The following is a 19,012-nucleotide window of genomic DNA, read 5'->3' as shown; positions in this document are numbered from 1 at the left end:
TTCCTAAAAAATTCATATGGACTGAAACATGCTATAAACTAGAAAACAAAGTGAAGGGTATATGATGTGATGCGCATAACTACAGACATTGTAAACAGCTCTTCAATTACATGTAAATGAATGTACGCAGCAATATTCAAAGAATAACGTCTATTGTATCCTTCTTAACTATGCGTTTTTTCAGAGAGAAAATTAAGTATGCAATCGTTTTACTAAAGTCAGCACAACTGCTATACTTAGCCATATATAGGTAGCGTTAATTTTTAATGTTTATAAGCTGAAAGTCAGCTGGTAGGAGGAGTTGAATGCGCTTTTTCACACTTTTAGAATTAAAAGAACAAGCACTAAGAATACAAAAAAGATATAAGATACAGCTTTTGAGTGCTATCAAAGGGCGAGCCCGTCTGAGTTCACCATACTGGAAGGGAAACGATCTTTTGCTAAACGATTTAAGCAACTATCTTGAAACGATAGATGAAATAAAAAGTGTACATACTACACCTTTGATCGGAACGATTACGATTCAGTATTTGATTCCAAAGGAGTTCCCGCTTGATCGCATTTTGGAGATAGAAAAGGCAGTTGACGCAATTCATCGAAAAAGGGGGGTTTTGAATGAATAACCTAATTGGCTTAGGGGTAATGTCTTTAGGGATGAAAGGTTATCAGAAGATTCTGCGTACACAAAAGATAACGGTAAAATATGCTAACCGATATCGCTTAAGATTACAATGCAACAGATGGAAGAATAGATATATTCTTGCTTATCTTGAAAAGGAATTAAGCAAGGGGAAAAACATAAGTGTGGTTCAAGGCTCTGAAGTATTGGGAACACTTTTGTTTGTTTTTGAGAAAGAAAGTTTTACTCAAGAAGAATTTACTGCATTTTTAAATTATGTGGTTAGACAAACTGATTTGGCATACGAATATGCACCAGTAACGTTGTTAAATCGTATTTACGAACAAAAGATTCGTGCAGATGGCTTGTTGAAGCACGCTACGTTGGGGTTAGTCGATGTTGATACTGCCTTTTTTCTTTACACCGTTATTCAAGGTACAAGGTTAATGAAGTCGACTCCGCAAACAGCTTTAGGATTTTTATGGTGGAGTTACACGATCTTAGAACGCTCTAATAGGAAGCGTGTTGCAAATTGAGAATAATCCATCAGTTACCTGGCAGATTAAGAATCCAATTGACTAAAAAAGAGGTTCAACCGTGGGGAAAAGGGGCTCTTGAGGCTTGTGCAAGACGAGCAGCTTACATCTATAGCGCTAGTTACAGTGAGCACACACACAGTTTGTTAGTTTATTATGAGCATCAGACAAATGCTGAGGAAATAATCACATCATTAAGTGAAAAAATAGGACCGCACCAAAGATTTAGCGGAAGCAAAGTACTGAGTTTAACAGGGATAATGGGCTTGTCTTTGCTAACCGAGGAGTACCTGAAGGTGTACGGTGCAAGATTCTGCACGCGTTCTTTAGTAGCATTAAACTTGTTGGGAAACATTAGTTTGAACCCGCATGTTTTTAAAAAGGGGCTTACGCAGTTGGTAAGGCTTCATCCCACTGCGGAAAGTTTGACAGCTGTTAGTGTTTTGGCGGCACATTTGACGCTTCAACCCCTTACGGCAACGATAGTATGATGATGAGCGGCTTCTCTGACTATCTTGAAGAATTGACAAGCAGACAAAGTCATAACTTCTTGTATAGTTCTGTCAGAAAAAATTCCAAAATAATTCATCGTATTGAAAATGATGAAGTGGTAGATGTTCCATTAGCGAAAGTCAAAAGCGGTGAAATAATTGCGTTTTATACGGGTGAAAAAATTCTCGTTGATGGTGAGATAATGGCAGGGAATGCAGTGATAAATGAAGCAAGTATCACAGGTGAATATCAAGCTGCTGTTAAAACTAAGGGTAACGTTGTCTTTGCAGGAACAGTTATAGAAAGTGGACAACTTAGGGTAAAAGCTGAAAAATTAGGAACTCAGACTGAAGAAGCGGCGATTTATCGTCTACTAGCAGAAGCAGAAACAAATAAAAGCAGGCTGCAGAAATCGGCGGATGCCCTTGCACAGAAAATGGTCCCTATCTCATTTGGAGTTGCAACAGCTACCTATTTGTTGACGCAAAATTGGCTCAAAGCTGTTGGAATTCTTGTAATAGATTTCGTGTGTGGAGTGAAACTATCAAGTGAAATAGCTATCCTAGCAACGATGAACCATTTCACACAGAAAGGTATTGTTATTAAGGGTGGTCAAGCGATAGAAAACACAGCCCGAGTAAGGGAAGTTATTTTTGACAAAACTGGAACCTTAACAGTTGGAAAACCGGTAATTCAAAAGATATTAGTTTCAGAAAACTTCTCACAGGACGAATTGCTGCGTGCAGGTGCGTATGCTGAACAACACGCCAGCCATCCTCTGGGGCGGGCGTTAATGGCTGAAAGCGAGAAGAGAGGACTTGCTTACCCTAGCCTTCAGATTGCGGATGAAGAGGTTATAACTGGTTACGGAATTATTGCTAGGAATTACCAACAGAAGGATACAGTCATTGTTGGTTCCCTAAAAATAATGAGAAGATTCAAAGTGCAGGGATTCGAACGGATTTCTGAAAATTACACCGAACTGAGCAATGCGATCTATCTTGCTGTTAATGACAAAGCGTTAGGAATAGTTTTGATTAGCGATCAAGTACGTCCAGCGATGGCTAAAACAATCCAGCAGTTAAGAAATTTAAATATTGCTAAGATTACTATGCTGACAGGTGATAGAGGTGCTGCAGCGTCTGAAGTGGCAGAGCAATTAGGGATCACGAATGTTAGAAGCGAGTTGTTACCAAGAGATAAGGTTGATTATATTAAGAGGGCTGAAAAGAACCATCCAGTAATGATGGTGGGTGATGGTTTAAATGATTCGGCTGCATTGAAATGGAGCACTGTTGGTGTCGCCTTAGGCTCGCATGCTAGTGATGCTGCCAAGAGTGCAAGCGATATTTTCATCAATGATGGGCGCCCAGAAGTTATCTCGGACGCCGTCTATGCATCACAGAAAACAATGAGGGTCATTAAACAAAATTATGCTGGTGTTTTAGGATTTAATGTTTCGGCGATTATTCTAAGTTTCAATGGGAAAATAAATCCCATTGTCGGGGCATTTATTCACAATGGAACAACAATAGGGGTCATACTACGTTCGTTGTTAAAGCTTCATTAAGAAGGGGAAGGTGGCAAAAGGCATGTTGATTTTACACGAAATACCTGGGCGAATTCGTGTCTATTACGAGACCTTGGTTTTTTCTGAAAAGAACCGCAGGCGAATTCAAGGAAATCTTGCGCAGAAAAAGGGCATTCTTAGTTTTCGAGTGGAACCGCGCATAACAACTTTAACTGTTCGTTACGATCCAGCAGTTTTGGATCTGAATGAGGTGGTTAGAACACTGCTAGTTTTCCAACTTTATAATGATGGTGAGCACATTTCAAGAACCTATGTGCAGGGGCAGAAGTCATTTGAGAGAGAAGTGCAGAGATCTGCAATATCTGGTATTTTGCTGGCGGCGAGCTTTGGATTGAAACTTGTTGGATATCCAAATGTTTTGCTTGATACTTTTGCTACTGTTTTTACAGGATATACGATCTTATCCCATGGTGATCGCAGAAAAGGGCGCTTCCATCATCCTGACGTCTTAACTGCTTTTATTACTTCATTTACGCTAGGGCCAAAAAAGATGACGGAAGTGGCACTTACATCTTGGGTTATCAATTTGCTTGAATTGATAAATGACTATCAAAAATTGAATAATCATCAGGCATTGTTGCAAAAAAGTATATAATTTGAAGTTTCTTAGAAAAAATATTACACTTAATGAGTATTGATGAGTTATTTTAATGTGAGGAGATGATATAATGATTAATTTTGACAAGGATTTTTTGGCTGGATTTGTTAGCGGAGCAGTTGTTGGTGCAACAGGGTACAAGTTACTCGAAGATAATGCTGGTGATTTAAAACGTTTGGTAAAAAGCACGGGAAATTCTTTAAAGACATCAACATCAGGAAATCTCAATGCAGAGCCGACGCTTGAAGAATTGACGATGCAAAAGGAAAATTTAGAAGATCTGATTGCAGAAAAAGAACTAAAGCTTAAAGATGAGACGGATAAAAAATAGCGATGAACTTTATAAGATCCAAAGGACTCGGGATGTCTGGCAGGAATTAGTTGCTGAACTTAAACTGAGTCTTTTTTGTGTGTAAGAATAATCAGGATACAATAAAAAAAGACTTGCAGCAACTGCAAGTCTTCCATAACTCATTCTGTTAACAACAAACTGCTCAGGTAGGATTCGAACCTACGACCTCTTGATTAACAGTCAATTATTCTACCACTGAACTACTGAGCAATGACAATTAATAGCACGTATATATTTATACCATATCATCAATGCTTTGTAAACATCTTTTTTTGTTTAATAAGCAGCAGTATGTAGTAGGTAAAATTGTTTAAGCTAAAATGAAATAGGATCAATCAAATTCTTCATATTCGTTAGGATCTTGATTGTCGATGCGCCCATCTGCCTGTGTTAAAGCATTGATTGCAGCGAGTTCTGAGCCCTCCAATTTAAAATCAAAAATATCTAGATTGGCACGTTGATGAAGTAGATTGCTTGACTTAGGAATTGGAACGACTCCGCGGTCAATATGCCAACGCAGAACTATTTGACCAACGTTTTTGTGATACTTAGCAGCGAGCTTTTGAATCGTCGGATCTTGGAGAACTTTACTCCCGCGTCCGAGAGGGCTCCATGCTTCAGTTGCAATTCCGCGTTTTTCGTCTTCTTGCAACATCCGTTCTTGAATCCACAGGGGATGTACTTCGATTTGATTGACTGCTGGAGTAACACCTGTTTCGTTAGTAAGGCGATCAAGATGTTCAGGTTCAAAGTTTGAAACACCAATTGAACGAATCAAACCTAGCTTCTGAGCGGTGATGAGAGCTCGCCATGCCTCAACATAATGATCTCTTTTAGGCAATGGCCAATGAATCAGGTATAAGTCAAAATATGTGAGTCCCATGCGGCACAGTGATTCCTGAATACTCATCAGCGCATCATCATAATGATGGTACTTACCTGGTAACTTCGAAGTAATGGTGAAGGCCGAGCGAGGTACACCCGAACGACGAACGGCTTCCCCGACGATGCCTTCACTATCGTAATTAGTAGATGTATCAAGCAAGCGATATCCATCCTGAATAGCGGAGAGAACCTGATCAATTCCTTGACCTCCGCGTACCTGATAGGTTCCAAGACCAATAAAGGGGATGCGATGACCATCGTTAAGGGTTTTTTTAGGAATATTCATAAGTAAGTCTCCTCCTCAATTATTTTAGTAGCATTTCACAATTCACAAAAAATCCGCCACTAACGTGCATCTTTAAGATAATACTTTAAGATAGTTTTGTGAAATATACTGCTTTCGACAATGCATAAAATTTACCGTAAAATGAAAAAGCAGATGAAATAACACACCAGCCTATGGTAATATTAGGATAGAGCTTAGGAAGGGAGGTGGGCTCATGGATAAAAGAGAAAAAGGTCTTATTTTTACCAGAATCGATGATATCGAAGCAGTATTGCGCGAAGGACAAAATGTTTTAAGCACTTCAGAAGTTATAAATGTGCTGCGCTCCCTTAAAAATGATATCAATACGATCTAATTTTTTACTAGTAATTTCTTTTCTGGTTGAATAAGCGGCAGACTGAGTCAAGCAAATAAATTAATATTCGTATGTACGTCAGAAACAAATGGGCATTAATTTATTTACTTAAACACATGCAATGGGATTCACGTAGATCCCCAACAAAAAAACTCACTAGCAAGATCAGTTTAATTTGCGCAGTGGGTTTTTTTATTGTAGCAAAGTAAGTTGTCTTACATTCTTTGATGACTGATAATAGCATAATATTCAAGAATAGAGAGGTGCGGTACAGGTGGCAAAATTTGATAATCTTTATGATCACTCATTTTATTATTTTATAGGAGTTTATGCTTTTCAGTTGTTCTTGGCATGTGTTCTGTACCTTTATTTACCTAATATAATTCCATTACACACAGGACTAAATTCCGTGGATTCTTATAGCAAGGAAAAATGGTTTAGTTTGTTTGTTCCATGTTTAATGATGTTTTTCAGTTGTATGTGCAAATCTGATTTTATAGAGCAATGGTTCCCACAAGCTATATTCAGCATATCTTTGGTGAAATTATTTATGCTTTTGCTGCAAATATTAGGCTTGTTGGCTTCGATAAGGTACTTTTTGGCCTTGATAATGCTTGCTCTCAAGTGAGTAACTGTTTTCTGCACAAAAAAACAGTAACCATAAGGACTTTGACATCCTATGATTACTGGTAGTAAACCTCTGATGGGTGGCCAGGGGATCGAACCCTGGACCCACGGATTAAGAGTCCGTTGCTCTGCCAGCTGAGCTAGCCACCCATAACTTATCAACAAGAGATATGTTACCATTTATGTCGATGAGATGCAACCTAAAAATTGAAAAAAATTACAAAAGGAGATTTTTTATCAGGCAGCACCAAGATTCTGAATTAACTGTGACGACGTCCAATAGTTTTGAAGATGCGTTTCAGCAGAAAATAAAGAAGTGGAACGCAAATAGCGGTTGAGATAGAGTTAATCACCGTTGCTGGTAAGCTGAAAAATGACGCAACGATGGCAGCCTTGAATGACGTCCCTACCATCAAAGCTTCAGCGATCGATGTACAGTATGAAGTAATAATCTTAAGAGCACCAGCTGCAACTGCAATGATGGTAATATTTCGTTTGCTATCGTTGTAGCGCATTAGCTTCATTATAGAACTAACAACAATAGCAACAATTGCTATTTCCAACATCGTCAGCCATGATGTTAAGGCGTAGCCGTTCAATATATCAAAACCACCTAGTCCAATTATTCCCGCTAAAGCGCCATTGCGCAGCCCAAGAAACAAAACAGCGAGAATTGCTAAGGTATTACCGAAATGAATAAAAGGCCTTCCAACAAGGGCAGGAATCGGTATTCTGAAAATAAAGATACCAAGATAAATAAGAGCAGTAAAGAGTCCAGTCATTATTATTGCTTGGAGCGAATTTTTATTGTAATGTAGCATTCCTATCCCTTCCTTTGAAGCTGTTCAATTTCTTTTAACAATTGTGGCAGATGCGAAGCGTAGTCGACACCATAACGATTATCAAACTCTGGAATTGCAAGTGAACTTTGGATCGATTTGCTAACAAATTCCATAGATTTTTTAACGGCCCCTTTAAGACTTGCACCATGTACTAACATAATAAAAAGCACACTGGCAAAAATATCTCCAGTACCAAAGTAGCTGCCAGGCAGTTTGGGTCGCTGCTGATCCCATATTTCCTGGGAAATTTCATCATAGCCCAGAACAGCAACTTGACCGTTTGTTAAATGAACACCCGTTAAAATGGCTTGTTGAATATCAAAACGGTGCCTTAGTTCTTTTAACAGTGCATGTGCTTCAGTAAGAGTCAGCGGATGCTTGGGTGGTTCATTGCCCAAAAGCAAGGCAGCCTCAGTTACGTTAGGAGTAATTAAGCTGGCTTTGACGATCAATTTTCGCATGCCTTTGACATAGTTGTCATCAAAGCCATGATACAAGCTGCCGTTGTCCCCCATCACTGGATCAATAAGGTTAAAAGACTGGGGAGCAACGAGTTTGTCAAAATAATGCAAGATGGTATTTAAGGGTCTCTGTCCTAAATAACCAAGATAAGCAGCTGAAAATTTAAGCCCTAGAGACTCCCAATGATCTATTATTTTTACAACTTCATTACTTAAGTCGAGATATGTGTTGGCACCAAATCCACCTGTGTGAGTTGAAAGTAAAGCTGTTGGCAGAATGTTTGGCCTAAGCCCCGCTGCTCCCAACAAGGGCAGCGCAACTCCCATTGAGACTTGACCAACACAAGATAGGTCTTGGACGACGAGAACATTTGTCGCCATAATGTCACCTCCGTATACGCTAATAAAGTATCAATAGTATAACATAACTCAAGGTGAATCATTGATTCATTTTGTGCTTAGCGCATGGAGGATGACAAACTGAAGGCTAGTTGGTTTTAGATTAAGGATAGGTTATAATGAAGTGGACTATGGTTTGATGAGTTTAGTAGCTAGATTTTATTTGAAGAAATAACTGAAGTTGAGCGTAGATTATAATCAACCAGTAATAAAAATTACAGAAATGTTTTTGGACCGCTTAAGCAGTCAGTGTAGGAAGCGGTTATTGGAGGGAGTTAGAAGATGAAGAAGATATTAGTTGTGGATGATGAAAAACCAATTTCTGATATAGTTAAATTTAATTTGACAAAAGAAGGCTTTGATGTTTACACGGCCTATGATGGCGAGGAAGCTTTAAAGCAAGTTAAGGAAGTTAATCCAGATTTGATCTTACTTGATATCATGCTACCGAAAATTGATGGTCTCGAAGTTGCACGCGAAATAAGAAAAACACACGATATGCCGATTATTATGGTGACAGCTAAAGATGCTGAAATAGATAAAGTACTGGGCTTAGAATTGGGAGCCGATGACTATGTCACTAAACCTTTTTCGAACCGTGAACTGGTTGCCCGTGTCAAGGCTAATTTGCGGCGTCAGTCGAGTGCAGCAGCGACGGCACAGAATGAGGAAGAAAATAAAAACAATGAAATTACGATTGGTGATTTGACGATTCATCCGGAAGCTTACATGGTTTCTAAGCGTGATGAAAAAATTGAATTGACGCACCGTGAGTTTGAATTGTTGTATTACTTAGCCAAGCATATTGGTCAGGTTATGACGCGTGAACATCTTTTACAGACTGTATGGGGCTACGATTACTTTGGAGATGTTAGAACGGTTGATGTGACAGTGCGCCGTTTACGTGAAAAAGTTGAAGATAATCCTAGCCGACCGACGTGGTTAGTAACTCGGCGCGGTGTTGGTTACTACTTGCGCAATCCAGAAGCAGAATAGAACTTAGGTCAGTGGAGTTGTAATGAATAAAAAACTACATTTCTTTCAATCTATACATTTTAAAATAGCTCTCGTTTTTGCACTGTTATTTTTAATAACGTTTCAAATAATCGGAGCTTATTTTGTGCAACAATTGAAAAAGGATAACCTGAAAACGTTCAAGCAACAGGTGGAATTGTCAAGTTATGTCGATAACTCTTTGATTGATAATCTGTCTAAGGGAGATACCAGAAACGCTAACGCGAATATTCGGGATATTCTAGAAGACATCAATAATTCTAATGTGACCCAAGTTCAGGTGGTGGACACTAAAGGAACGATCAGGGGAGACAGTGATGTTAACAGTCAGTCATGGGTTGGCCAGAAAACGACTGATGAAGATATCAAACAAGTTCTCTACAATGGTAGAACTTACACCAAGTTAACCTACGATAAGAGCGATGACAAACGTTATTATGTTTCGATCACGCCTTTATTCAGTTCGAGTGGGAATACCAACACTCTGGTAGGTGCAGTTTATCTCAGAGCAAGCTTGGAGCAGGTTTATTCGTCCCTCAGCAATGTAACAGTTATCTTTTTCTCGGCCTCACTGATAGCTACAGGTCTAGGTCTATTTCTAGCAATTTTAATTTCGCGTGAGATCACGCAACCGATTGATGAAATGAAAAAGCAGACCTCTAGAATTGCGCGTGGAGATTATTCTGGGCAGGTGCATGTATATGGCAATGATGAGCTGGGTCAGTTAGCTCAAGCCGTTAATAACTTGTCTGTCCGTGTTGAAGAGGCTCAGGAATCATCTGAAGCTGAACGACGACGGCTAGATAGTGTCCTGTCGCACATGTCTGACGGGGTTATTGCGACTGATCGGCGTGGTAATGTCATCATTATGAATGAAACGGCTTCTGAAGCACTTGATACTGATGCTGATGAGGTAGATGGGCAATCGATTTTAGATGTTCTGAATATTCGGGGACGTTACACCCTGCGTGATCTGTTGGAAAAGCATGATGAAATTATCCTTGATCTATCTGATGAAGAGCATGAGCAAGTATTAAATGCTTACTTCTCACTTATCCAACGGGAATCTGGGTTTATTAGCGGGCTCGTATGTGTGTTACATGATGTCACTGAACAGAAAAAAATTGATCGCGAACGCCGCCAATTTGTTTCCAATGTTTCCCATGAGTTGCGGACACCGCTAACAAGTATGCGCAGCTATATAGAGGCATTGAATGATGGTGCATGGAAGGATCCTAAGGTTGCACCTAATTTCTTGAAAGTAACCCAAGATGAAACGGATCGAATGATAAGAATGATCAATGATTTGTTGAGTCTATCTAGGATGGATTCGGGAACTTCAAAACTTGATTTGGAATTGGTTAATTTGAATGAACTATATAACTATATCCTTGATCGGTTTGACATGATGCTAAAAACAGACACGAACGACAACTCGCAAAAAGTTAAGAAAAACTATACCATCAAGCGTGATTTCACACGCAGAGAGTTATGGGTCGAGATAGATACGGACAAGTTCATGCAAGTTGTTGACAACATTATGAATAATGCTATTAAATATTCACCAGATGGAGGCATTGTTACTTGTCGCCTTTTAGAGACGCATAATCACGTTATTTTAAGTATCTCCGACCAAGGCTTAGGGATTCCTAAAAAGGATGTGGCGCATATATTCGACCGCTTCTTCAGGGTAGACAAAGCAAGATCGCGTGCACAAGGAGGAACTGGCTTAGGGTTAGCTATTTCAAAAGAAGTAATTGAAATGCATGGAGGAAAAATATGGGTCGATAGTATAGAAGGAAAGGGCTCAACATTCTATATCTCATTGCCTTACGAAGAATATGAGGGGGATCTGTGGGATGAAAATTAGAAACTTCTTATTACACTTCGGATTGACGATCACTGTGATCCTCAGTGTGGTCTTAACTACGATTATCTTAACGAATCCAGCAACTTTTCAGCGCGATTCAAAAACAACCACCTCACCAGGCGAGAATGATGCAACAACAAGCAATAAAACGTTAAGTGACATTTATGCGCCTGTTCAGATAATCCTGAATCAGGAGCGGAAGCAGCACCAATTGTATAGCCCCCAAACAAATATGATAAATAATTTTTGCAGTGAGATTCGCAAGTGGACGGCAAATGAGAATATAACTAAAACGACTTTCAAAAATGAAGAAGAGTATGTTGCATTTTTAGAACAAAAAAACGCAATTGTGTTGAATTACGCGGATCAGATGACAATAAAACTATTCAACCAGACATTTTCACAAAAAATCAAGGGTCATCAAGGGGATAAATACAACCGCATTTTAGTGCCTTTAAATCAGAAGAAAGTAGTCTATCTGCTGAATGATCAAGCAAAAAGTGTTTACAAAGTGTCATTTACTAATAAAAATAGCAAAAAAATAAAAAAATTAGTAAATAGTAAAGGGATAAAAAAATTGCAGGTAGAATACTATCTGTTGGATGGTCATCTAGCAATGTTTTATTTGAACAATGTGCAGATGCCGCATTATACCTATTTAATCAACAAAGCAAATGCGAGTTCCTTCGTCACACGACTATTAGATTCTAGTGGGGGAAACTCAATTTCAACTAAAATGCAGAAGGATAAGATTATTTACTCAGATGGAGCTGATAATCGAATGACGGTCGAAGACCACACCAATAGGATAAAGTACGCTAATTATTCTAATTCTGACTATAACAATAGTACGGTGGAGAGACAGTCTTTCAACGATCATTTAAAGAATAGTTTTACGAAACTTAATTCAATCGGGGCACCACTTGACGATGTGCATTACTCAGAGTTCTACCAAGCAAGCGGCACCGTTGTATATAGGAGTTATGTGGCTGGCTTCCCAATCATTAATAAAAATAATTATGGGGCCTTTAAGATTCAAACGATGAATTCTGGTGGTTTGAAATACGATTTTTCACTTTTGAGCTTGCAGGTTCCTGTACCTTCAGGGGATAAGAATGTTACATTGCCGCCAACGATAACTGTTTATCAAAATCTGATAAATGCTGGTTATTCGGCAAATAAAGTAAAAAACATTCAGGTTGGTTATAGTTGGAGGAAAAATGAAGCTTCGAATTTGGTCATTGATTTAGTACCAACGTATTTTGTAAACTATGATGGTGAATGGATCGAGTATAATGAGTTGTTGAATCCAACTTCGGATGTTGGAAACTAGATGAAAGGACGGCGCGAGAAATGAATTTTAAACGAATTGAATTGATCTTTTTTATTGCGTTTATTGCGCTGGACATCTTTTTATTTACTTCTTATACGCAAAGAGATAATGCAGTCGAATCAACAGCTAACACCTCGTCAAGAAATACGCCCACTTCGATCATGAAAAGTATTCGCAATGATCAAATATCTTATGGAACTTTATCTAATAAGAGAAGAGAAGGCTTCTACATCGCTAGTCCGACAAAAAGCAATCTTAAGGATCGCTCAAACCAGCTTCAAGGAGTGCTTTGGTCGTATAATAATCATAAGCTGACAGTTGATTTTGGAACTAGTATAAAAATCAGAGATGCTGCTAATCCGCAAAAAACGTTGGATGAGGTTGTTGAGGATAGTACAAAAGTAATTGACGGGAAAGATTATCAATATGATAGCTATCTATCGACTAAAAGAACGGTTGTCTATACGCAGAAAGCCTCAGGGTGGCCCGTGTATACAACAAATGGACAGATTCGTTTTGCTATTCGAAATGGGTACGTTACTGAGTATACACAGGGACATTTGGCAAAGATCGAAACATTACGTGAGAAAAAACCAATGATCAGTCAACAGCGGGCTTTGATCTGGCTATATCAATATAATAAACTAATCAATAACAGCACAGTTGAGTGGGTGCGCTTAGGGTATACACAATTGTTGACTGTCAATGACAGTACAGTCTATATACCAACATGGGTAATCAAAGTGAAAAGTGATTCCTCGGGAAGCGTCCAATATCGGAGAATAAATGCATTTACAGGTGCATTTATGGAGGAAGCAAATTAGTTATTATACTACTAGAAAATATGTAAAGATAGGAATCAAGAAGGAGAAGACAATAGAATGGCGATGGAGAATCAGCAGGAAGATACGATGAAGATTAGTGTGTTGGCCAGCGGAAGTACTGGCAATGTTACATATGTTGAAACACCTAAACGCAAAATCCTTGTTGATGCAGGGTTGAGCGGCAAAAAGATAGCTGGTTTGATGAAGTCGATTGGACGTGATCTGAGCGATGTTGACAGTTTGCTGGTAACACATGAGCACAGCGATCACTGCAAGGGTGTCGGAGTACTTGCTCGGAAATACCATCTCAATGTGTACGCCAATGAAGGTACTTGGGATGCAATGGCACATAAAATCGGAAAAGTTCCGCTTGAACAGAAACACATCTTCGAAATGGGAAAAACGATGTCATTTGGAGATCTCGATGTTGAAAGTTTCGGGGTTTCACATGATGCGGCAGAACCCCAATTCTATCAAGTACATCACAACGGACACTCCTTTGTTATTTTGACCGATACGGGGTATGTTTCTGAAGGGGTTGAAGGAGTGATTAAAAACGCTGATGGGTATTTGTTGGAATGCAATCACGATGTTGAAATGCTGCGAATGGGTGCCTATCCATGGCCGCTAAAACAGAGAATATTGAGCGATCGTGGACATCTTTCGAATGATGACGGAGCAACTGCTTTAATGGATATTTTGGGCAGAAATACAAAAAAAATTTATCTCGGACATCTGAGTCAGGATAATAACGTTAAAGAACTAGCGCATCTGACTGTTGCTTCAACGATGAAGCAACATGATTTTGGAGTAGGTCATGATTTTAATATTCTTGATACAGACCCTGATAAAGCAACGAAATTGACAATTATTTGATAAATTTAGTTTTTTTTAGACAAATTTAGGATTTTATTCATGCTTTTTTCAAACTTTATCGTTAAAATAAAAACATGCACATGTAGGGATAATTTAATCGGGAGGGAGGGTAGTGTTTTTTCCTGATTCGGAAAGAGCACAAAACTCATGAAGAATGGTAATGAGCAAAAGGAAAAAGATGCAAAATACAGTGAAGTTGGTTCTGGCAATAATAATAGCGGCAAACGTTCCAGTATGTTGAAGATTTTTATCGTAGCACTGGTAGGTGGTGTGATAGGCGGCGGCGCGATTGTTGGTGGATACACTATTTACCAGCAGAATGAATCGAGCTCTGTTATGACGGATAATTCCAAGGGGCAAACAGGGGTCAGCAATATTAAGGTTAATGTAAGTACACAGAGTACAAAAGCATTCAACAAGATTCAAAACGCGGTTGTTTCGGTGGAAGCCTATTCCACAAAAAGTTCAGGTGACTCATTAGACGATATCTTTGGTTCTGATTCTGGTAGTAGTGGTGCAACATCAGAGAGTGAAGGTTCAGGAGTAATCTACAAAAGGGATGGCAACACTGCTTTTGTTGCAACTAATAATCATGTTATCTCCGGTTCAGATAAAGTGGAAGTTCTGCTGAATAGCGGCAAAAAGGAAACTGCCACTGTTGTTGGACATGATTCTGTTACTGATTTGGCAGTTTTGAAAATTAATGCCAAGAATGTCAAACAAGTAGCTTCATTTGGCAATTCAGACAATATTCAGGTTGGACAAACAGCACTTGCCATCGGTTCGCCATTGGGTTCAACTTATGCAACTTCATTGACACAAGGTATTATTTCAGCTAAAAAGAGAACGATTGATACAACGGATAGTTCGGGTGTAAATACGGGACAGACAACGGTCATTCAGACTGATGCTGCGATTAACCCCGGTAATTCGGGGGGACCGCTGATCAACCTTGCTGGGCAGGTTATTGGAATCAACTCAATGAAACTTGCAAATACGGGTTCAAGTTCGGCATCAACTAGTTCGACTTCTGTAGAGGGAATGGGTTTTGCAATTCCAAGTAATGAAGTTGTTAAAGTTATCAACTTGCTGGTAAAAGATGGGAAGATCAAGCGACCAGCTTTGGGAATTTCACTAGTAGATTTGAGTTACGTTTCAACAAGCGACCAAAAGTCAGTGTTGAAACTGCCAACAAGTGTTACAAACGGAGTTGTGGTATTGAAGGTTGCTAACAATTCACCACTTAAGGCAGCAGGGATAACAAAGTATGATGTTATTACCTCTTTAGACGGCAAAGAGGTCAAAGGCCTATCATCATTGCGTGAAGTATTATATGATCATAAAATAGGTGACACAGTGGAGATTAAGTACTATCATGAGGGTTCGCAGAAAACTGCGAATGTCAAATTGACACTTGAGGCCAATGATTCGAATACAACTACCTCGTCGAATTCAGGTAACTAGTTTAAGATAAAGTTTATAGATAATTGTAGATTAAAAAGAGCGCTCGGTGTGAACGACAAAAACACTGTAGCGCCTCTTTTTTTGGAGACAAACGGTGGATAAGTCTTTATTTGTGGATAAAAAAGTGATTTACTTAAATAGTGCTTGTTGAAAAAATGCTTAGTTGTTGATATGTCAGCTTCTTAATTGATTTTTAGTTATCCACAGGTGTGTGTGAAAGCTGTGATTAACTTTTTGCCAGAATGATGATTACACCTCGTAATGCCTGTATAGCAAGGTCTTTGGCAAGAAAAGCAAGAAGGTTAACACTGTTGATAACTGTGGATAACTAATTTAAGCTTGACAAATTTGGAATTAATAAATGTTGTGACGAAAATTTGTTCGGTCCAATATGTAGAAAATAGCCTGTGGATAAGTGGATAACTTTGGGGATAAGTTGTGAAAAGGTGGAGAGTTATGAACATCAAAATAGTTGTTGTGGGTAAATTGAAGGAGAAATATTTGAAACAGGGAATTGCAGAGTACGCTAAAAGACTTAGCAAATTCTGTAAATTCAAGATTATGGAAGTTGCAGATGAAAAAGCTCCTGAAAAATTAAGTAATTCAGAAATGGAGCAGGTCAAAATAGTTGAAGGTAAACGTATTTTGGACAAGATCAAGGACAAGGAATATGTATATGCTTTGGCAATTTTAGGAAAGGAACGTTCATCTGAGGAATTGGCAGATGAGCTTCAAAAACTGGGTACCTACGGACATAGCGATGTAACATTTGTTATAGGCGGGTCACTGGGGTTGAGCGAAGCAGTTCTCGAACGAGCAAACACACAAGTTTCATTTGGACGCTTTACGCTACCTCACCAGTTGATGCGGCTTGTGCTAACAGAGCAGATCTATAGGGGATTTATGATTAACGCAGGAAGAACTTATAATAAATAATAGTATTGCAAAGAAGCCCGTGCAGAGCAGTGTTACCAAAACGGTGCTAGTCTTTTTGAGAAACTACCCTTTTAATTGTGATAAGAGTTATTCGATTTCTAAAAATATTATTGGGGTGGTTTTACTATGAAGAAAAAAACATTGTATTGGTCGTTAGCATACACATTAACCGAAATTACTGCTGTTATATTTTCAAGTATAGCTATAGTTTTGCGACCATACTCCGGCGTAAGCATATTGGGGATGTTCGGAATGACTTATATATTGGTGTTTGGAATGAAATTCAATATTTTCAAACATAAAAATTGGTATACGCGACGATATAAATCTGAAACAGCTAACTTTTTTAATTTTATTTTGGTTATTATTTCTTGGAATTTATTGTTAATCCCTCTACAGACTAACGGGATTAAATTGATACAAACACCTGTAGCGGTTGTTGTGGTAGTTCTTTTTTGTTGTCCATTGGTTCATTTTTGGTCATTTCATTTTGGCAATAATCATTTTTTTGTTTTCTTTCAAAGTGTTCTAGTTCTTTTAATAGTTAGTGGCTTTTTTAATGGAATTTCTATTGCTTTGATCAATAGCTTTGCCACAGGATCAAGTACGGTTCGTTTTGTCGGCAGCGTAATAGCTGCAATCGTACTAGGTATTAAATTAATTAATAAACAGATACGAGTTAACCGTCAAACCGCTATTAATTCACTAAGCCAAAATTTTTCACTAGGCTTGTGGCTTATTATTATATTTTTCCATATCATTCTGTTGTGTTTTGATGCGGGTAAATACTTGGCAACTGACAGTTAAAGGTAGTTTAATTGGAATATATGCTGGACTGATTGAAGAAATGGTGGCGCGTGTTCTCATTTTAGAGGCTTTTTTGAAATTGTGTCGTAACGATAAAAAAGGTGTGTGGAAAGCGCTTGTTCTTCAAGGGGGTGTTTTTGGATTAGCACATATTAGTGGTGTTTTTGTTGGAGAATCACTCGCAACATCAAGTGCGATTGCACTTGATGTTGCAGCCATGGGAATCTTGTGGGGTGTCATCTATTTAATTACTAAGCGTCTATGGATTGTTATTCTTTTACATTCATTGTGGGATATTGGCGAAAATTTTATTAGCCAAGAGTCAAATTTATCAATCCCTGGTATTTCGGGAATAGTTGTTGCTTTATTTGTGGGAACGGCGTTTACTATTATTGCTAAATATCTGTTTGACAAGTATTATTACTTACAGAAAAAGGAGAATATAGTTCCAGTGCCACTCAACCACATTTAGGAGGCAAATTGTGGAAATACACAAACAATTAAGGTGCGCGCGTGAAGCTATGGGTCTGACCCAGCAGGCGGTGGCGAACTCTTTATTTGTCACACGTCAAACAGTTTCTCGTTGGGAAACAGGTGCGCGTGAACCTTCTTTAACAGTTTTACATGATTTATCTGTCTTGTACAAGGTACCAATATCTGAATTAATTGGACAAGGCTCAATTACTGAAAAAAGAATTAATTTTTTTGCTATTTTAGGGAATATTGTGTTTGATTTTTTCTTGATAGCAACTATTGGACTGGGAACTTTGCTTGTTTTACTAATAGGTTGGATGATTTCTGGCTGTCTTATTTTAGGACCTCTTTATGCGGCCTATATGTGGCTATTTAATATCGGGGAGCTACATTTTGTTTTGTTCAGTTATCATCCAGAGGGCGCAGTTGAGGTGTTTTTCTACGTACTAACTTTTTTGGTTGGGTTATTTTTTATTTATGTAATGCTTTTTGTACATAAGTTATTGTACAGAATGGCTAAAAGTTATGTCAAATACACGCTCAAAACTATTAGATATACAACTATCAAAAAAAATTAAACCAATTGTTTATTAAATGTGTTGTTATTATATAACAACTAGTTTTGGATGCCGTAAAATAAGATAAATAATAATGTTCATCTAATACTAATCCCTTATGATACGACTAGCACAAGGGATTCTAAACGAATTGAAAAGCGCATACAAAAAAAGCTTGCCTATTTTGGCTGAGCACTTTATAATGTAAACGTAATCAAATAAAGAACGGATTGTAACTCTTTGAGGCATTACCGTGAAAATGTGCAGGTTGGCTGTAGCATTTTTGTGGTAGTGTCTTGGAGAGTTTTTTATTTAGGAGGGAAAAAATGTTTAATTTTTTAAAAAAGAATAAAGCCTTAGAAGTAGTTTGTCCAATAGCCGGAGTGTTAACAAGATTGGAAGATGTAAATGATCAGGTGTTTTCGACAAAAATGATGGGCGATGGTTTTGCTGTCAAACCTGCTAAAGGTGTCTCGACAATTTTCTCACCGGTTGATGGGACTGTAGTGTCGTTACCAGAATCCAAGCATGCAGTAGGAATTACAACAGAAGGAGGAGTTGATGTTCTGATACATGTCGGCATTGATACAGTTCAGCTAAATGGAAAAGGATTTAAAACATTTGTTAAACAACAGCAAAAGCTTAATGCAGGTGATGCTTTACTAGAGTTTGATGAAGCTTTCATGAGCAAACAAAAGCTCGATATGACAGTTATGACTATATTTACCGGTGGATATGACAAAGAAATTACGTTGACAGAAGACTTCGGTACAGCAGTTTCCAGCAAAAGTGTTTTATTAAGAGGGTAGGAAAT

General features: G+C 38.4%; 21 protein-coding genes and 2 tRNA genes. 18 read left to right on the top strand and 5 right to left on the bottom strand.

Features of this window, described 5'->3' with window-relative positions; all coding sequences use genetic code 11:
* Positions 1-305: 305 nt before the first annotated feature.
* From JCM15457_RS08810 to JCM15457_RS08785, 6 genes are all read left to right on the top strand, one after another.
* Positions 306-623 (top strand): HMA2 domain-containing protein, encoded by a 318-nt coding sequence (locus JCM15457_RS08810; RefSeq protein WP_034989393.1) that lies wholly within the window; start codon positions 306-308, stop codon positions 621-623.
* Entirely contained in the window at positions 616-1,155 is a 540-nt protein-coding gene (locus tag JCM15457_RS08805) for an HMA2 domain-containing protein (protein WP_034989392.1), read from the top strand. Before JCM15457_RS08810 ends, JCM15457_RS08805 begins: the two co-directional genes overlap by 8 nt.
* Entirely contained in the window at positions 1,152-1,646 is a 495-nt protein-coding gene (locus JCM15457_RS08800; RefSeq protein WP_034989390.1) for a hypothetical protein, read from the top strand. Before JCM15457_RS08805 ends, JCM15457_RS08800 begins: the two co-directional genes overlap by 4 nt.
* Positions 1,643-3,217 (top strand): heavy metal translocating P-type ATPase, encoded by a 1,575-nt coding sequence (locus tag JCM15457_RS08795; protein ID WP_081778237.1) that lies wholly within the window; start codon positions 1,643-1,645, stop codon positions 3,215-3,217. The genes JCM15457_RS08800 and JCM15457_RS08795 overlap by 4 nt, the downstream gene beginning before the upstream one ends.
* A 22-nt stretch (positions 3,218-3,239) precedes the next feature.
* Positions 3,240-3,833: an HMA2 domain-containing protein gene (locus JCM15457_RS08790; protein WP_034989388.1), complete on the top strand. Its 594-nt coding sequence runs from the start codon at positions 3,240-3,242 to the stop codon at positions 3,831-3,833.
* 73 nt (positions 3,834-3,906) lie between these two features.
* Entirely contained in the window at positions 3,907-4,167 is a 261-nt protein-coding gene (locus JCM15457_RS08785; RefSeq protein ID WP_034989386.1) for a hypothetical protein, read from the top strand.
* Between the two features lie 159 nt (positions 4,168-4,326).
* On the opposite strand, the gene JCM15457_RS08780 is transcribed toward JCM15457_RS08785, so the two are convergent.
* Positions 4,327-4,398: transfer RNA gene (locus JCM15457_RS08780), tRNA-Asn, on the bottom strand.
* 121 nt (positions 4,399-4,519) lie between these two features.
* Complete coding sequence (locus JCM15457_RS08775) at positions 4,520-5,359, bottom strand: aldo/keto reductase (RefSeq protein ID WP_034989385.1); 840 nt, start codon at positions 5,357-5,359, stop codon at positions 4,520-4,522.
* A 214-nt stretch (positions 5,360-5,573) separates the two neighbouring features.
* Between JCM15457_RS08775 and JCM15457_RS12175 the strand changes: the two genes are divergently transcribed.
* On the top strand, positions 5,574-5,714 hold the full coding sequence (locus tag JCM15457_RS12175; RefSeq protein WP_156406572.1) for a hypothetical protein: 141 nt from the start codon (positions 5,574-5,576) through the stop codon (positions 5,712-5,714).
* A gap of 704 nt (positions 5,715-6,418) precedes the next feature.
* Here the strand turns inward: JCM15457_RS12175 and JCM15457_RS08765 are convergent.
* The 3 genes from JCM15457_RS08765 to JCM15457_RS08755 form a co-directional block, all read right to left on the bottom strand.
* Positions 6,419-6,491, bottom strand: a tRNA-Lys gene (locus tag JCM15457_RS08765).
* A gap of 110 nt (positions 6,492-6,601) precedes the next feature.
* A complete protein-coding gene (locus JCM15457_RS08760; RefSeq protein ID WP_034989380.1) occupies positions 6,602-7,162 on the bottom strand; it encodes an ECF transporter S component in 561 nt (186 codons plus the stop codon).
* A gap of 2 nt (positions 7,163-7,164) precedes the next feature.
* Positions 7,165-8,025 (bottom strand): pyridoxamine kinase, encoded by an 861-nt coding sequence (locus JCM15457_RS08755; RefSeq protein WP_034989379.1) that lies wholly within the window; start codon positions 8,023-8,025, stop codon positions 7,165-7,167.
* Between the two features lie 300 nt (positions 8,026-8,325).
* Here JCM15457_RS08755 and yycF point away from each other — a divergent pair, with 300 nt between their 5' ends.
* The 11 genes from yycF to JCM15457_RS08700 all read left to right on the top strand — a co-directional run bounded on the left by yycF (position 8,326) and on the right by JCM15457_RS08700 (position 19,007).
* Entirely contained in the window at positions 8,326-9,039 is a 714-nt protein-coding gene (gene yycF / locus JCM15457_RS08750; RefSeq protein ID WP_034989378.1) for a response regulator YycF, read from the top strand.
* Positions 9,040-9,061: 22 nt separating this feature from the next.
* A complete protein-coding gene (gene walK, locus JCM15457_RS08745) occupies positions 9,062-10,927 on the top strand; it encodes a cell wall metabolism sensor histidine kinase WalK (RefSeq protein WP_034989376.1) in 1,866 nt (621 codons plus the stop codon).
* Entirely contained in the window at positions 10,917-12,260 is a 1,344-nt protein-coding gene (locus JCM15457_RS08740) for a YycH family regulatory protein (RefSeq protein ID WP_034989374.1), read from the top strand. The genes walK and JCM15457_RS08740 overlap by 11 nt, the downstream gene beginning before the upstream one ends.
* Positions 12,261-12,280: 20 nt before the next feature.
* Positions 12,281-13,084, top strand: a complete 804-nt coding sequence (locus tag JCM15457_RS08735; RefSeq protein WP_034989372.1) for a two-component system regulatory protein YycI — start codon at positions 12,281-12,283, stop codon at positions 13,082-13,084.
* Between the two features lie 63 nt (positions 13,085-13,147).
* On the top strand, positions 13,148-13,960 hold the full coding sequence (locus tag JCM15457_RS08730) for an MBL fold metallo-hydrolase (RefSeq protein ID WP_161633672.1): 813 nt from the start codon (positions 13,148-13,150) through the stop codon (positions 13,958-13,960).
* 234 nt (positions 13,961-14,194) lie between these two features.
* On the top strand, positions 14,195-15,424 hold the full coding sequence (locus JCM15457_RS08725) for a S1C family serine protease (protein WP_420836006.1): 1,230 nt from the start codon (positions 14,195-14,197) through the stop codon (positions 15,422-15,424).
* Positions 15,425-15,880: 456 nt separating this feature from the next.
* Positions 15,881-16,360: a 23S rRNA (pseudouridine(1915)-N(3))-methyltransferase RlmH gene (rlmH, locus tag JCM15457_RS08720; RefSeq protein WP_034989362.1), complete on the top strand. Its 480-nt coding sequence runs from the start codon at positions 15,881-15,883 to the stop codon at positions 16,358-16,360.
* Positions 16,361-16,486: 126 nt separating this feature from the next.
* On the top strand, positions 16,487-17,167 hold the full coding sequence (locus JCM15457_RS08715) for a hypothetical protein (RefSeq protein ID WP_034989359.1): 681 nt from the start codon (positions 16,487-16,489) through the stop codon (positions 17,165-17,167).
* Positions 17,136-17,639: a CPBP family intramembrane glutamic endopeptidase gene (locus tag JCM15457_RS08710; protein ID WP_034989356.1), complete on the top strand. Its 504-nt coding sequence runs from the start codon at positions 17,136-17,138 to the stop codon at positions 17,637-17,639. Before JCM15457_RS08715 ends, JCM15457_RS08710 begins: the two co-directional genes overlap by 32 nt.
* Positions 17,640-17,649: 10 nt before the next feature.
* Positions 17,650-18,219, top strand: coding sequence for a helix-turn-helix domain-containing protein (locus JCM15457_RS11725; protein ID WP_051993411.1), 570 nt, complete (start codon positions 17,650-17,652; stop codon positions 18,217-18,219).
* 305 nt (positions 18,220-18,524) lie between these two features.
* The gene (locus tag JCM15457_RS08700) at positions 18,525-19,007 is read left to right on the top strand and encodes a PTS sugar transporter subunit IIA (RefSeq protein WP_034989353.1); all 483 of its coding nucleotides are present in this window, start codon (positions 18,525-18,527) and stop codon (positions 19,005-19,007) included.
* Positions 19,008-19,012 lie beyond the last annotated feature (5 nt).

The sequence above is a fragment of the Liquorilactobacillus sucicola DSM 21376 = JCM 15457 genome, from assembly GCF_000612445.1.
Lineage (GTDB): Bacteria > Bacillota > Bacilli > Lactobacillales > Lactobacillaceae > Liquorilactobacillus > Liquorilactobacillus sucicola.
The sequence above is the reverse complement of the archived record's forward strand: the minus strand, read 5'-3'. Positions and strand labels throughout refer to the sequence as shown.

What these genes read in the sequence shown, in the direction of transcription:
- JCM15457_RS08735 (WP_034989372.1), top strand. Translation starts at nt 12,281, where the DNA reads ATGAATTTTAAACGAATTGAATTGATCTTTTTTATTGCGTTTATTGCG.
- JCM15457_RS12175 (WP_156406572.1), top strand. Translation starts at nt 5,574, where the DNA reads ATGGATAAAAGAGAAAAAGGTCTTATTTTTACCAGAATCGATGATATC.
- yycF (WP_034989378.1), top strand. Translation starts at nt 8,326, where the DNA reads ATGAAGAAGATATTAGTTGTGGATGATGAAAAACCAATTTCTGATATA.
- rlmH (WP_034989362.1), top strand. Translation starts at nt 15,881, where the DNA reads ATGAACATCAAAATAGTTGTTGTGGGTAAATTGAAGGAGAAATATTTG.
- JCM15457_RS08700 (WP_034989353.1), top strand. Translation starts at nt 18,525, where the DNA reads ATGTTTAATTTTTTAAAAAAGAATAAAGCCTTAGAAGTAGTTTGTCCA.
- JCM15457_RS08785 (WP_034989386.1), top strand. Translation starts at nt 3,907, where the DNA reads ATGATTAATTTTGACAAGGATTTTTTGGCTGGATTTGTTAGCGGAGCA.
- JCM15457_RS08810 (WP_034989393.1), top strand. Translation starts at nt 306, where the DNA reads ATGCGCTTTTTCACACTTTTAGAATTAAAAGAACAAGCACTAAGAATA.
- JCM15457_RS08805 (WP_034989392.1), top strand. Translation starts at nt 616, where the DNA reads ATGAATAACCTAATTGGCTTAGGGGTAATGTCTTTAGGGATGAAAGGT.
- JCM15457_RS08775 (WP_034989385.1), bottom strand. Translation starts at nt 5,359, where the DNA reads ATGAATATTCCTAAAAAAACCCTTAACGATGGTCATCGCATCCCCTTT.
- JCM15457_RS08755 (WP_034989379.1), bottom strand. Translation starts at nt 8,025, where the DNA reads ATGGCGACAAATGTTCTCGTCGTCCAAGACCTATCTTGTGTTGGTCAA.
- JCM15457_RS08710 (WP_034989356.1), top strand. Translation starts at nt 17,136, where the DNA reads ATGCGGGTAAATACTTGGCAACTGACAGTTAAAGGTAGTTTAATTGGA.
- JCM15457_RS08725 (WP_420836006.1), top strand. Translation starts at nt 14,195, where the DNA reads ATGTTGAAGATTTTTATCGTAGCACTGGTAGGTGGTGTGATAGGCGGC.
- JCM15457_RS08740 (WP_034989374.1), top strand. Translation starts at nt 10,917, where the DNA reads ATGAAAATTAGAAACTTCTTATTACACTTCGGATTGACGATCACTGTG.
- JCM15457_RS08795 (WP_081778237.1), top strand. Translation starts at nt 1,643, where the DNA reads ATGATGATGAGCGGCTTCTCTGACTATCTTGAAGAATTGACAAGCAGA.
- walK (WP_034989376.1), top strand. Translation starts at nt 9,062, where the DNA reads ATGAATAAAAAACTACATTTCTTTCAATCTATACATTTTAAAATAGCT.
- JCM15457_RS08730 (WP_161633672.1), top strand. Translation starts at nt 13,148, where the DNA reads ATGGAGAATCAGCAGGAAGATACGATGAAGATTAGTGTGTTGGCCAGC.
- JCM15457_RS08715 (WP_034989359.1), top strand. Translation starts at nt 16,487, where the DNA reads ATGAAGAAAAAAACATTGTATTGGTCGTTAGCATACACATTAACCGAA.
- JCM15457_RS08790 (WP_034989388.1), top strand. Translation starts at nt 3,240, where the DNA reads ATGTTGATTTTACACGAAATACCTGGGCGAATTCGTGTCTATTACGAG.
- JCM15457_RS08760 (WP_034989380.1), bottom strand. Translation starts at nt 7,162, where the DNA reads ATGCTACATTACAATAAAAATTCGCTCCAAGCAATAATAATGACTGGA.